The sequence below is a fragment of the Sphaerospermopsis sp. LEGE 08334 genome (genome assembly GCF_015207205.1).
Lineage (GTDB): Bacteria > Cyanobacteriota > Cyanobacteriia > Cyanobacteriales > Nostocaceae > Sphaerospermopsis.
In genome coordinates this window covers 64,084-76,589 of record NZ_JADEXH010000007.1, presented here as the reverse complement: position 1 = coordinate 76,589, position 12,506 = coordinate 64,084, and the positions used below count along the sequence as shown (strand labels likewise).

Here is a 12,506-nt window from a genome sequence, read left to right as displayed (position 1 = left end):
ACTCTCTGCGCCTCTGCGCCTCTGCGTGAGCTTTTATTCCGGTAATTTATACTGCGCTACGATCCGCTTGGCAAACTCCGGTATATGATCTTCTAATTTCTCTGGATGATTCCGCATAACATATAAGTAGTTTCTCGTAAAGTGGGAATCCATTGAAAATTTACCATATTCCAGTCCTTGAGGTCCGATTTTATCTATGACGACTCCCATTAATTTCGCTACCCACATCGGTAAGGTGACGGCTTTATCGTAGGCTTCTATTCCTTGTTGTACGGCGGCTTTTCTGTCTCCTTTGGACATCACCGGTTGGGTGTGGAGTTGGTCTTTGACGAGTTCTAGCATTTCTTTGCCGGTATCATTTCTCACTACTATCCATTGCCAGTTGAAGGGTGCGCCCATGTATCCCACTACTATGTCTGCTAGGGAGTTGACGTAATCAAAGCAACTCATACATGATGGGGCGAAGATGTCTTTAAGTACGTTGGTTTTGAGTCCAAAGAAGGGTACTTTTTCTTCTGATCCGTCTTCGTGTTTAAAATGTACCCGGAAGTCTTGCATAAATTCGTAACTAACTACGGTTTCGGGGGATCTGCTGGTGGTTTCTAGGAATTTTTGCAGTCCAGCGCGGGTAACATTATCTACGCATGGTGTACCCAGGACATAGAGTTTTTCTAGTCCGAGTTTTTTCTCTACGGCGCGTAATGCTTGTATTTGACACCCTACTCCGATGACTAATAACCGCTTCATTCCTGATTTTTCGATTTCTTCTAATACGGAAAGGTTGGGGGATAGAGTAGGTTTATTTACTTTCGCTGCTAGTATTTCTTCGGGGGTGCGGGCGATGATGGGTACTGGTTGAAAGCGGTCTTCTTTGGAGTTTTGCACACAGACAACGCCTTCAACTAAGCCCCGGTTGAGCATTTCTATGGCGATGGTGCTGACTATTCCTGTCCATTGTGCGCCTTCAATGGGTTGTATTTTGCGGGCGGCTATCATTTCTTGATGTACGCCAAAGTAGAGTTCGTTTTCGTTTTCGAGGTTGCGGGGGCGGTTATGGGTGGTGGTTTCTAGTTCGTCTATTCTTTGGGTGATGAAGGCGCACGCTTCTTTGACGTAGTGGATATAGTAGGTGTCGCATAGTCCGCATTCGCTACATAGTTCTTTGGCGGGGCGCACGCTTCCGGGTTTGAGGGCTTTGGCTTTTTTGTGTTTGTTGGTGTCTATGGTGGTCATATATTTTGTTTATTTTTCGGGAATATGGCTTTTATTAAGATACCGTTAGGGGTTGTGATGTGGGTTGTTTGATTTGGGTAATAGGGTTTTTGTATGTACGGACGTGAATAAAAGTAAAACTGTCTTGTAGTGATAATTTTATTTATGAGTTAATACTTCAGTGAATATACCATGACAATTATTGACAGGTTAACTGTTAAAATTAATATATTCTTGATTTTAAGGGAATAGCAAACTAATTATGAGCCAAATTTTTAACCGACTTAACAGACTCATTAAATCTGAGATAAATTATTCACAAAGTCAGATTAACTATTATAAATATGATGAAATTACAGAGATTTCAGTGATAGAAGGAAATAACTTTGATGTCACAAACGTTCCGGTAAGTGTTAGTAGTTCTTTGAATGGAAGTGGATTATATGAAGCGATAAAATTGATCATCGAAGATCAAGATTCTGTATCTATTGCTTCGAGTTATAACTTTGCATTTACTATTTTAAATAATTTGATTTCACAAGGAATTACTCTAGCAGAAATTTTAGATTTAGCTATTAGAGATATGGAAGATGAATTAGTAAATATACGTGAAGCTACTGTTTCAGCTATGTCTATAGAAAAAGTTAATAGAAAAAAGTATGAGGAAGCTGAAGCGGAGGTAAAAAAATGGCAAGATCGAACTATTTTAGCTATGGAAAAAGGTAATGATCATTTAGCATTAGAGGCTTTAAAGCGTAAAAAGTTTTTTGCAACTAAGGTGAAAAATTTAGAAATTACGTTACAACAACAGACAATTTTATCAAATTGTTTAAAGCTGAGTTTATTTGCTTTATCGAATAAAGTAGCAGAAGCGAAATATTTTCAAGAAAATATTGATTTTACCAATATTAAAAAAAGGGCAATACCTCAAATAGCAATAACTGAATTAGAGGATATTGATAGTGATTTAGAAAGTTTAAAACGTCAACTAGACCAACTATAACTTAGGTGGGATATTCAAGCGATTAATAATATTACAGGTAATTTATCGAAGGTTTTTTGATGTTTAAATACATTTTTCATTATCCCACAAACCCGACTAAGAATTAATTCTCAGTCTCATAGCAAAAGTCTGTTAAAACAGACTGAATAAATATCAATATTTATTCAGCTTTAGCTGAATTTTGCTATTAGCCATGAAATTCATTTCATGGCGGTGATGATATCATATAGAAAATGAATTAAAATAATAGAATATGGAATGGCCTAAGCATTTTCCTGAAAATTGCCCTCCTGAAACTGCTCAACCAATTTCCGGCAATATTTACCGTCTCGTAGATAATAACCCTCCTGTATCTGATGATTTTAGATCATGGCGTGAACAAAATATAGATCAACCTTGTCCTAAAAACATCACAGAATGTCAAACTTGTGGACTCTCTGTTTTTACCTCAGAAGCAGGGGTTTGTAATGCTCGTAATAAAATCCCTGCACTTCGCAAAAAACAAGTAGCATTAGGATATATAAATTCTGATTTAGGAGTAATGTTAAATACACCATCCAGAAAAACAGGTAATGATCATCATACTTGGTGGTTTCCAGCTAATCAAGAACCTTGGAAATGTTTTACAATTGTTAATATTAGTTCTCCTGAATAAAAGTGAGGTTTATCTATGAATTTACTACCACAATACCCACCGCTAGTAAACCTAGAAATTATTGAAATCTATGAATATTATGATTTTCCCTGTTTATTTAGTTGTCAAAATGCTTCAGGACTGATTTTTTTAGCTGTTTGGATAGATGAAAAACCAGATCATAAAACTTGGCTTTATTCTCCCATGTCAAAAAGCAGATTAAAAAATATTCGTTCTGGTAATATTGATTTATATGATGCTTTTAAAAAATCAGAAGATGGTTTTATTTATCAAGCTATAATTTCTGAGAATGATAATTCTGATGTTGTAGAAATTATATTTTGTGAAAGTCTCAATGATGAATGTTTACCCATCTCAGGAAAAAAGATTGATTTTAATGATCAACCTTTTCCGCTAGAAAATAAGGAGAAAATTAAAATATGAAATATTCATTATGTTTATTCAGCTTTAGCTGTGAAATAAATTATAATAATGTTAGTTTAAAGGATAGTAAATATGAGTGTAGTCATTTCCGATGAAATATTAACCACAACTCGCATGAATGAAGAGGAAATGAAACGAGAAATTGCAATTATGCTTTTTCAAAAAGAAAAGTTAACTCTTGCTCAAGCTAGTCGCTTTGCTGGTATGAATCGTATAGCATTTCAACATTTACTCGCAAGTCATCAAATTCCAGTTCATTATGGTGTAGAAGATTTTGAACAAGATATCAAAATAACAACCAGTAGTGGTAATATATTTGCTGATTTAGGATTACCAAATCCTGATGAAATGTTAGTAAAAGCAGAACTAGCTCGGAAAATTAGTCAAGCTATTACTGCACGGGGATTAACTCAAGTTGAAGCTGCGGAATTATTAGGAATTGATCAACCAAAAATTTCTGCTTTAATTAGAGGAAAATTAACAGGTTTTTCTTTAGAAAGAATGTTTAAATTTCTCAATGCTTTTGATAGTGATATAGAAATTATAGTAAAACCTAAATCTAGTCATAATGCACGGATTATTGTTAAGTAATTTTAGGAAGGAAATCTTTATTGAAATTTGTGATAAAATTAATCTAATTGAATGTTTATTGATATCAACAATACAAACCAATGCAAGCTGATAAATATCCATTTGCTCAAGAATTGATTACGCTTTTTTCACAGATATTAAATTTAATTCTGGTATCAGTTCACAACAAGCTGTAAATATTGCCAAACAATCTTTTAATAATGGTGAGTCTTTCCCAAAAACAGAAAGGTTAAAAAATAGAACTGTCTTGTATAGTGATCCTTTTGATAATGATGGAGAAACTATTTACTTACAAGAAACTTACTTGATTTTAAATTCCCGAAATCAAGTTAACCGAATAGTTTCAGTATCTACAACTCCTTGATTTTTTGGGGTTTATGAAGACTAGAATCAATTTTGATTATCATAGCAACAGAAATTTCTCAACTTCCCACCTTCTCTAACAACCATTTTACCGCACTTTCTACATCTCCAACTTGTTCTCCTGGTGGTACAGGTGGACGTTTTACCATCACTACTTTTATTCCCATTTCTCGCGCTGCAATAATTTTAGGATAGGTGGCATTTCCACCGCTATTTTTACTCACAATAGTATCTATATTATATTTAGTTAAAATTTCCCTTTCATCATCTAAAGAAAAAGGTCCTCTATCAAATAACATTAAACCAGGAGGTATCACCACATCAGCATTTGGTGGATCGATCATTCGCATTAAAAACCACATTTCCTGTAAATGAGAAAATGCAGATATTTCTTGTCTACCAATGGTTAAAAAAACTCGTTTTATTTGATGTTTGAAATGTTGATTTTCTAACGCTTGATTTTTTAAAACTGCTGCTGCTTCTGTATTATTTTCTACCTCAATCCAAATATCACCCGGTTGTTTTTCCCAAGGGGGACGGTTTACTAATAATCTAGGAATACCCGCTTGTGTAGCTGCTGCGGCCGCATTCCAAGAGATATGATTAGCAAAGGGATGAGTGGCATCAATTAACACATCTATTTTTTGATGTCTTAAATATTCAACCAAACCCGTCACACCACCAAAACCGCCAACGCGAACATTACCAACAGGTGCAACAGGGTCACGGGTACGACCTGCTAAAGATGCGATCGCCTCAATCCCAGTAATATTATTCAGTCGTGCAGTTAATTCCGCTGCATCACCAGTACCACCGAGAATTAAAACGCGCAACATAGCAATTTTGGATTTTAGATTTTAGATTTTGGATTTTAGATTGATAACCGTAGACAAGTCCGTTAGAACATTAACCAAAACTACAAATCCGAAAATGGAAAGCTTTTAGCACTGTCACCTGTCACCTGTCACCTGTCACCTATAAACTGGGAATTCTTGCCAAAATCCCGTTTTTCAAAGGTTCAGGACGTTCAGACCAAGGTAAAACCCCATTGGGGTGATTATAATATTTACTTGCACATTCCAACACTGCTTCCGCGCAACCATCAACTGGCAAATCACCGAATAAATAAGTTAACTTACCTTGACCGGAAAAAGCAACTACACAAGAACGACTACAAGCACTCATACATTCAACTTCTTTGATGGGGAACTCATCCCGTAAATGCCAATTTTGCGCGACTTGTTGAATTTCTTGTAACAGTTTTTGACCACCACTTTCACCGACACGCTTACCATCTTGCCAAACACTAGCGCAGGTTTTACACACAAATAAACTATGAGCAGTTACATCAGCAGTCATTCTTATCCTCGCAGATTCACACAATTTCTAATTATATTGCAATTAGTGGTAGCTTCAACAATTGACAATTTACCTCTTCCTCAAAAGAGAGGTTTTAACCCAAATTAATTATCAATTGTCAATTATCAATTATCAATTGTCCATTGTTTACCTGTTTTTAAATTTGCAACACACGAGCCAAAGCTTCAGGAAGTGGCAGTACAATTAACAATAATAAAGCTATTGCCAGTAAACCTAAAACATCTCTTTTGTTGTCTAATTCTGTCACATCATTTAATGCGGGTTCGTCAACCAAGGGAATAAATAATAACAGAATTGCCCACAACAAAAATTCTTGACGGATAAAAGAAAGAATTAGTAAAAACAACCGAGAAATTTGACCAATTACCACAGCGGTACGTTGTCCAAACATAGCATGAACAATATGACCACCATCTAATTGTCCTACGGGCATTAAATTTAATGCTGTGACAATTAAACCTAAAAATCCAGCAACTGCTACAGGATGCAAATCTAAAGCAGATTTGGTTGTTAATTCACTACCCAAGGCTATTTTTGAAAGTAAAGCTAATAAAATTGAATATTTGGGATTTAAAGCATTGGGATTTAAAAGTCCTGTTTTGTCGCTGATGGGTACTACTTCTGAATTAGCTAAACCCCAAAGCAGTAAAGGTAAAGTAGCAAGAAAACCGGCAATTGGTCCTGCTATACTCACATCAAATAAAGCTTTGCGGTTAGGAATGGGACTTCGCATTTGAATAAATGCACCAAAAGTTCCCAGGAAAAATGGTACAGGAATAAAATAAGGCAGAGTTGAGCGAATTTTATGAAATCGCGCTGTAAAATAGTGACCAAGTTCGTGGATACCCAAAATAGTGATTAACCCTAAAGCATAGGGTAAACCATTGAAAATGAGCGAGAAGTCAGTTTTGATTTGTGTTGGTTCAACTCCCGCAATTTGCGAACCTATTAAGGTGGTTGTCACTAAAGTCATTAACAACAATCCTAGTGCTGTTGCTGCTTGAGTAAAATTTTCTAAATTGCGGTTTTTGGTATCTTGTCTAGCAGCTTGAGTATTGGGAACTAGAACAAAGAACGGTTTACCATCTATCCCTTCTTGAAATATCACCAGGAAGCGATCGCCAAATTGCCCTTCGATATTTGTTTTAATTTGCTGATAAGCTTGCTGCGGTGCTGTTCGCAACTGTCCACGACAAATCACCGCTTGGGGTCTATACTCAATATTTTGAATGTAGTATACAGACCAAGGGAAACAATTTCGCAGATTAGTTTCTTCTGTTGGTTCAATAGGACGCACTGGTAACGGTTCTGCGGTAGGATTATTTGCTGGTTGTGTTCCTGTATCTTGGGAGTCAGTCCGGGTATTTTCTGGGACTCTATGCCCCGACAGAAATAATATCCAGTATAACAGCAAACTGATAAGCAACGGCCAAATAATCAATTCTGGTGGGGGTGATTGTTGTGTACCATAGATCAGCGTCCAACCAGTGAGGATAATTGCTGGTGTCATTAATACTAGCCACAACAACCACACTGGAGTGCGTGTGATATGAGCAACGCTGCGTTGCACTATCAGATAAGTAGCTAGTCCCAGTAAAAGTAAAAACCAAAATGCCATTTTATTTCAGGAGTTCAAGGATTTCAAGGAGTTCAAGGAGTTCAAGGAGTTCAAGGAGTCAGGAGTGAGAATGTTTGATTAATCTGTAGATTATTGAATATAGAACAGTTCAAGGAGTTCAGGAGTTCAGGAGTTCAAGGAGTTAGTAGTCAGGTTTGATAAATCTGTAGATTATTAAATATAGAACTTAGGTAAAAACTCTATTTATTCGGTTATTTATCGGTTATTTATCGGTTTTTTAATTTATGTTTCCCTCAACTCAACAACCAAGTCATAAAATTAAGCCCCCACAAATTATACTTTCTGGACAAATGCCCAAAGGAGAAATTCTCTCTTCTTCGATGGCAACAGGGTCAGTATCTCCCGACTTGGGTATAAACAAAATTATTGCCTTTCCACCAAATAGAGACATATTGGGGGGAACTTCTTATCTTATTGTAAGAAATGAAGGTTATATTCTCATCGACTGCCCAGCCCTGGAGCAAATTAATCATGATTTTGGGGATGATTTTTGGGACAACCAGGGGGGTAATCCTTTTAAACAGGGTGGTGTGCGTTCGTTGTTTATTACTCATCGCGGTGCTATTGGCAAAGCCGCAGAAATTCAACAAGTTCTTAATTGTGAGATTATCATTCAAGAACAAGAAGCTTATTTGTTACCTGGTTTAACTGTTACTACCTTTTCTCAAGAATTGACTCTTGATGACACCACACAAATTATCTGGACACCTGGCCATTCTCCAGGCTCTTCATGTCTATATTATCGTGAATTTGGAGGAGTTTTATTTTCAGGACGGCATTTAATCTCTAACTTGCAAGGTGAACCTGTGCCATTACGTACACCTAAAACTTTTCACTGGACTAGACAACTTAAAAGTGTTCAAGCATTGCGCGATCGCTTTTCACCAGAAACTCTACAATACATTTGCCCCGGCGCTAATATCGGCTTCCTCCGAGGTAAACACATCATCGACCAAGCTTATCAGAAATTGGTGACTGGTGACTAGGGACTGGGGACTGGGGACTGGGGACTGGGGAAGAAGCAGAGGAACAGGGAGCAGGGGGAAGTTATTTGTATTTTTCCCAATCACCAATCACCAATCACCAATCACCAATCACCAATCACCAATCACCCGCTACTACCAAATTTTTGCTCAACAGTTCCATAGCTGCTTGATATTGTCCATCTGCTGCTGTGCCAATTTGCTCCCGTGAGATTGGTTCTTGGGGAATTACTATGTCCGGCTTAATACCTAATTTGTTAATATCCCGGTGGTTGGGTGTTTCATATTTAGCAATTGTCACTGCTAAACCAGAACCATCGGATAATTCAAATAACGACTGAATCAACCCTTTGCCAAAAGTAGTTTCACCTACTAACTGGGCGCGTCCATTGTCTTGTAAAGCACCAGCTAAAATTTCACTCGCGCTTGCAGTTCCTTGATTGACCAAAATAACTAAAGGAGCTTCTGTCAAAGCTTGACCATAAGCTTCAAAATCCCCTTGAATGCCTTGGCGATTGACAGTATAAACTATTGTGCCTTCATCTAACCACTGACGAGCAACTTCAATTCCCGCTTGTAATAATCCCCCTGGATTATTTCGCAAATCTAGAATATAGGCTGCTGCGCTTTTTTGTTTTAGAGTATGAATAGCGTGTGCTAATTCCATTGGTGCATTAGCATTAAATTGAGTGAGGCGGATATAGCCAATGGGTGTTCCTTGGGGGGATAAACGCAAATCGGCTACTACAGGATTCAGTTCAATGCGATCGCGCACCAGTATAATTTCTTTATCTGCTTCTCCCTCTCTACCAATTAAGAGAGTAACAACAGTACCAGCCTGTCCGCGCATCCGCGCCGCAGCTTCATCCAGAGTCAGATTTGCTGTGGATGTTCCTTCAATCTGCAAAATGCGATCGCGTGGTCTTAAACCTGCTTTTTCAGCCGGCGACCCCTCTATAGGTGTAATTACCTCTAAAATACCTGTCTGGGGATTGAGGGCAATTTGTAAACCCACACCTGTCAATTCTCCAGAAGTATTCACCTGTAAACTGCGGTACTGCTCTGGGTCTAGAAACCTGGTAAAAGGGTCATCCAAGCTTTTGAGCATATTTTGAATTACTTTGTATGCTTCTTGGTCATTTCCCAGCGGACTCTTAAAAGCTTTTTGTCGTACCTCTGTCCAATTTTGATGATTAAATGTTTCATCCAAATAAGATCGGTTAACAATTCGCCAAACTTCAGAAACTAACTTTTGCTGTTGAGTTAGAGCATTTGCTGGTGGAATTGAGCCAAAAGTCAAGCCAAAAGCCAATCCAAAAGCTAAAAGCAAGGAAAATCCGCACCGAAAAACCTGTTTATTCATGAAGCCCATCTTACCTTGTATCTTTACCCAAATCACTTATCAATCTCCATTTGGGACGTTGCTGATGAAATATATCTCTAAATTATGTTACTTTTTTTATAGAAGAGGTGCATTTTCTCATCAAGTTGTTAAGCAACTCTAGAGAAGCAAATTCACCTCAAAAACGATAAAATCTCTTTGTAACCAACATTTTTCACGTTGGCTTGCAAAGGGATCGCAATATATTCCATATTTACAGAATGTTAAGTTTCTGAAAAACTTAATAATTCTGTAACAAAGATTCTCTTTGTGAACATCCCAAACAAAATTAATCTTGGGATATTTATCAACCACAAGCAATTTGTAGGAACTTGAGATTGTATGGCCAGCGTTTATGATTGGTTTGAAGAACGTTTAGAACTTCAAGCTATTGCTGAAGATGTAACCAGCAAGTACGTACCTCCCCACGTTAATATCTTTTACTGCTTGGGTGGAATTACCCTAGTTTGCTTCCTGATTCAGTTTGCCACTGGGTTTGCGATGACATTCTACTACAAGCCCACAGTCGCAGAAGCATTTTCTTCAGTGCAGTACATCATGAATGAAGTCAACTTTGGTTGGCTAATTCGCTCCATTCACCGCTGGTCTGCCAGCATGATGGTATTAATGATGATTCTCCACGTTTTCCGAGTTTATTTGACTGGTGGTTTCAAAAAACCCCGCGAATTGACCTGGGTAAGTGGTGTCATCCTGGCAGTCATTACAGTCTCCTTTGGTGTAACTGGTTACTCCTTACCTTGGGACCAAGTTGGTTACTGGGCGGTGAAAATCGTTAGTGGTGTACCAGAAGCAATCCCCGTAGTTGGTGTTTTGATTTCTGACTTACTACGTGGTGGTTCTAGCGTTGGTCAAGCAACATTAACCCGCTACTATAGCGCCCACACATTCGTATTACCTTGGTTAATTGCGGTATTCATGCTTTTCCACTTCTTAATGATCCGCAAACAAGGTATTTCTGGACCATTGTAATCAAAAGTTAGTCAGTAGTGATTCAGTGAATAGGTAAAACAGTTTCCAGATGCAAGTTGTTTGTTTTAAACTGAAGGCACATAGCCTCAGAATAAAAACAAGCACTATTCACTGAAACCGTAAGCTGTAAACACAATTAACACTTGCTTCAACTGGCAAAGCTGAATCCAGTGTCATAATAAATTTGTGGCTTGCCTAAATAGCTGATAGCTTACACGAATGCTTTAACTTCACTTAAGCAGGAGACCAGATCTAAAAATGTCCACACATAAACCACCAAATCTAAACGATCCAGCTTTAAGAGCTAAACTCGCCAAAGGTATGGGTCATAACTACTATGGCGAACCAGCTTGGCCTAACGACTTGCTGTATGTGTTTCCCATCGTGATCATGGGTTCATTCGCTTGTATTGTGGCTCTAGCTATCCTAGACCCTGCAATGGTGGGTGAACCAGCAAATCCTTTTGCTACACCTTTGGAAATTTTGCCAGAGTGGTATCTGTTCCCAGTGTTCCAGATTCTTCGCTCACTACCTAACAAACTGTTGGGAGTATTGGCAATGGCTTCCGTACCCTTGGGATTGATCCTCGTTCCCTTTATTGAGAACGTTAACAAGTTCCAAAACCCCTTCCGTCGTCCAGTAGCGACAACAGTATTCTTGTTTGGTACTTTTGTCACCATCTGGTTAGGTATTGGTGCTGCATTACCCTTAGACAAATCTCTAACTTTGGGACTGTTCTAAATTAGTTGCCACTAATTTTTAGTTTCCATAAAGTGCTGTGACACCTGTGAGTTTCAAGAGCATATACCGAAGTTATGAGTCTAAAGACTGGCCGCAAGGAATATACAGCCCATTAGCTCTCATTCTTCTAGTGAATATGCTTTTGAAAACTCACAGGTGTCAATTTTCATAGGTCTATTTTGAAGACCGGATTTTTAGTTTTGGGTGTAAAATATAAAAATATAGCAGTTGCCAGAGTAACTAGGAATATTTTAAATTCTGGGATCTTGGTTCAAACAAGATTTTGAAACAGCTAACTGCTAACTGCCATAAAAGCTATTCCAAAATCTAAAACCACCAAAAAACAAACACAAGTTACGTTTTTTACTTACTTAATATTCTAGTCACGGTCAATGCTTACTACAGTGCAGCAAGACCATCTGACGGTGAAGAGCGATCTGAAGCTCCAAAACCAAGTGCAACAATGGTTTGAAAACTTTTCTCTGCAATATTTAGCTCAAAGAGGTTGGTCAGAAAGCCAACTCTATCGTCTCAATTTAGCATTAGCAGAAGGCTTTACTAATGCAGTTCGTCATGCTCATCGGACTTTACCGCCAGAAACAAATATAGAAATTGAATTGAGTCTGTGGGTAGACAGACTGGAAATAAGAATTTGGGATTACGGCAAGCCTTTTGATCCTGATCAGATACCTGAACCAAAACCAGGTACTTTACAAGATCATGGATATGGATGGTTTCTCATTCGGCGTGTAGCAGATCATGTTGTTTATGAACGTGATTCTGAGAATAGAAATTGTTTATTAATTGTTAAATACCTTCTAGAAGGACAACATTAATTAATTTAAGAAAAAATCCCCAGTCCGTTAATAATTTTCTATTTAGGGAATGCTTTTGAAAGTCCTTTCATGAGGGAATAGGAGTCAGGAGTCAGGAGTCAGGAGTCAGGAGTCAGGAGTCAGGAGGAGGTTGGAAAATTTCTTTGCTATCTCTCGAAATCCCAAAAAATGCACACTTTTTCATGTATACCCTTGAAAACCCTTGCACTTTTTTCCTCTTGATCAGCAGTTCGACACTTCGACACTTCGGCAAGCTCTGTTACCGCAAGCCCACTGACCACCTGTAACCTTTGTTATATCTGGGTTTTA

General features: G+C 38.0%; 13 protein-coding genes and 1 pseudogene. 9 read left to right on the top strand and 5 right to left on the bottom strand.

The window, feature by feature from the left end:
* Positions 1-33 precede the first annotated feature (33 nt).
* Positions 34-1,233, bottom strand: a complete 1,200-nt coding sequence (locus tag IQ237_RS05735; protein WP_194053204.1) for a Coenzyme F420 hydrogenase/dehydrogenase, beta subunit C-terminal domain — start codon at positions 1,231-1,233, stop codon at positions 34-36.
* 241 nt (positions 1,234-1,474) lie between these two features.
* Here IQ237_RS05735 and IQ237_RS05730 point away from each other — a divergent pair, with 241 nt between their 5' ends.
* The 5 genes and pseudogenes from IQ237_RS05730 to IQ237_RS26630 all read left to right on the top strand — a co-directional run bounded on the left by IQ237_RS05730 (position 1,475) and on the right by IQ237_RS26630 (position 3,884).
* Complete coding sequence (locus IQ237_RS05730) at positions 1,475-2,215, top strand: PspA/IM30 family protein (protein ID WP_194053203.1); 741 nt, start codon at positions 1,475-1,477, stop codon at positions 2,213-2,215.
* A 253-nt stretch (positions 2,216-2,468) separates the two neighbouring features.
* Positions 2,469-2,870 (top strand): hypothetical protein, encoded by a 402-nt coding sequence (locus IQ237_RS05725; RefSeq protein WP_194053201.1) that lies wholly within the window; start codon positions 2,469-2,471, stop codon positions 2,868-2,870.
* Between the two features lie 15 nt (positions 2,871-2,885).
* A complete protein-coding gene (locus tag IQ237_RS05720) occupies positions 2,886-3,293 on the top strand; it encodes a DUF6575 domain-containing protein (protein WP_194053199.1) in 408 nt (135 codons plus the stop codon).
* A 72-nt stretch (positions 3,294-3,365) separates the two neighbouring features.
* Positions 3,366-3,572, top strand: a pseudogene (locus IQ237_RS26635) (UPF0175 family protein); the annotation flags it as partial.
* A 6-nt stretch (positions 3,573-3,578) separates the two neighbouring features.
* Positions 3,579-3,884 (top strand): helix-turn-helix transcriptional regulator, encoded by a 306-nt coding sequence (locus tag IQ237_RS26630; protein ID WP_309225678.1) that lies wholly within the window; start codon positions 3,579-3,581, stop codon positions 3,882-3,884.
* A gap of 422 nt (positions 3,885-4,306) precedes the next feature.
* Here IQ237_RS26630 and IQ237_RS05710 read toward each other — a convergent pair whose 3' ends face one another.
* The 3 genes from IQ237_RS05710 to IQ237_RS05700 all read right to left on the bottom strand — a co-directional run bounded on the left by IQ237_RS05710 (position 4,307) and on the right by IQ237_RS05700 (position 7,245).
* Entirely contained in the window at positions 4,307-5,083 is a 777-nt protein-coding gene (locus IQ237_RS05710) for a cobalt-precorrin-6A reductase (RefSeq protein ID WP_194053195.1), read from the bottom strand.
* 139 nt (positions 5,084-5,222) lie between these two features.
* Positions 5,223-5,606: a DUF1636 domain-containing protein gene (locus IQ237_RS05705; protein WP_194053193.1), complete on the bottom strand. Its 384-nt coding sequence runs from the start codon at positions 5,604-5,606 to the stop codon at positions 5,223-5,225.
* Positions 5,607-5,763: 157 nt separating this feature from the next.
* Entirely contained in the window at positions 5,764-7,245 is a 1,482-nt protein-coding gene (locus IQ237_RS05700) for a site-2 protease family protein (protein WP_194053191.1), read from the bottom strand.
* A gap of 245 nt (positions 7,246-7,490) precedes the next feature.
* Here IQ237_RS05700 and IQ237_RS05695 point away from each other — a divergent pair, with 245 nt between their 5' ends.
* The gene (locus IQ237_RS05695) at positions 7,491-8,252 is read left to right on the top strand and encodes an MBL fold metallo-hydrolase (protein ID WP_194053189.1); all 762 of its coding nucleotides are present in this window, start codon (positions 7,491-7,493) and stop codon (positions 8,250-8,252) included.
* A 115-nt stretch (positions 8,253-8,367) separates the two neighbouring features.
* Here the strand turns inward: IQ237_RS05695 and ctpA are convergent, their stop codons facing one another.
* Entirely contained in the window at positions 8,368-9,621 is a 1,254-nt protein-coding gene (ctpA, locus tag IQ237_RS05690) for a carboxyl-terminal processing protease CtpA (RefSeq protein ID WP_194053310.1), read from the bottom strand.
* A gap of 351 nt (positions 9,622-9,972) precedes the next feature.
* On the opposite strand from ctpA, the gene petB reads away from it, so the two are divergent.
* The 3 genes from petB to IQ237_RS05675 all read left to right on the top strand — a co-directional run bounded on the left by petB (position 9,973) and on the right by IQ237_RS05675 (position 12,197).
* Positions 9,973-10,620, top strand: coding sequence for a cytochrome b6 (gene petB / locus IQ237_RS05685; protein WP_096568852.1), 648 nt, complete (start codon positions 9,973-9,975; stop codon positions 10,618-10,620).
* 258 nt (positions 10,621-10,878) lie between these two features.
* Positions 10,879-11,361 carry a cytochrome b6-f complex subunit IV gene (gene petD / locus IQ237_RS05680; RefSeq protein ID WP_194053187.1) on the top strand — a complete coding sequence of 161 codons (483 nt, stop codon included), beginning with the start codon at positions 10,879-10,881 and terminating at the stop codon, positions 11,359-11,361.
* A gap of 392 nt (positions 11,362-11,753) precedes the next feature.
* Positions 11,754-12,197, top strand: coding sequence for an anti-sigma regulatory factor (locus IQ237_RS05675; RefSeq protein ID WP_194053186.1), 444 nt, complete (start codon positions 11,754-11,756; stop codon positions 12,195-12,197).
* The last annotated feature ends 309 nt before the right edge of the window (positions 12,198-12,506 follow it).

Coding starts and splice junctions, on each gene's coding strand:
- IQ237_RS05695 (WP_194053189.1), top strand. CDS start 7,491: ATGTTTCCCTCAACTCAACAACCAAGTCATAAAATTAAGCCCCCACAA.
- petB (WP_096568852.1), top strand. CDS start 9,973: ATGGCCAGCGTTTATGATTGGTTTGAAGAACGTTTAGAACTTCAAGCT.
- IQ237_RS05720 (WP_194053199.1), top strand. CDS start 2,886: ATGAATTTACTACCACAATACCCACCGCTAGTAAACCTAGAAATTATT.
- IQ237_RS05730 (WP_194053203.1), top strand. CDS start 1,475: ATGAGCCAAATTTTTAACCGACTTAACAGACTCATTAAATCTGAGATA.
- IQ237_RS05710 (WP_194053195.1), bottom strand. CDS start 5,083: ATGTTGCGCGTTTTAATTCTCGGTGGTACTGGTGATGCAGCGGAATTA.
- IQ237_RS05735 (WP_194053204.1), bottom strand. CDS start 1,233: ATGACCACCATAGACACCAACAAACACAAAAAAGCCAAAGCCCTCAAA.
- IQ237_RS05675 (WP_194053186.1), top strand. CDS start 11,754: ATGCTTACTACAGTGCAGCAAGACCATCTGACGGTGAAGAGCGATCTG.
- IQ237_RS05725 (WP_194053201.1), top strand. CDS start 2,469: ATGGAATGGCCTAAGCATTTTCCTGAAAATTGCCCTCCTGAAACTGCT.
- ctpA (WP_194053310.1), bottom strand. CDS start 9,621: ATGGGCTTCATGAATAAACAGGTTTTTCGGTGCGGATTTTCCTTGCTT.
- IQ237_RS05700 (WP_194053191.1), bottom strand. CDS start 7,245: ATGGCATTTTGGTTTTTACTTTTACTGGGACTAGCTACTTATCTGATA.
- petD (WP_194053187.1), top strand. CDS start 10,879: ATGTCCACACATAAACCACCAAATCTAAACGATCCAGCTTTAAGAGCT.
- IQ237_RS05705 (WP_194053193.1), bottom strand. CDS start 5,606: ATGACTGCTGATGTAACTGCTCATAGTTTATTTGTGTGTAAAACCTGC.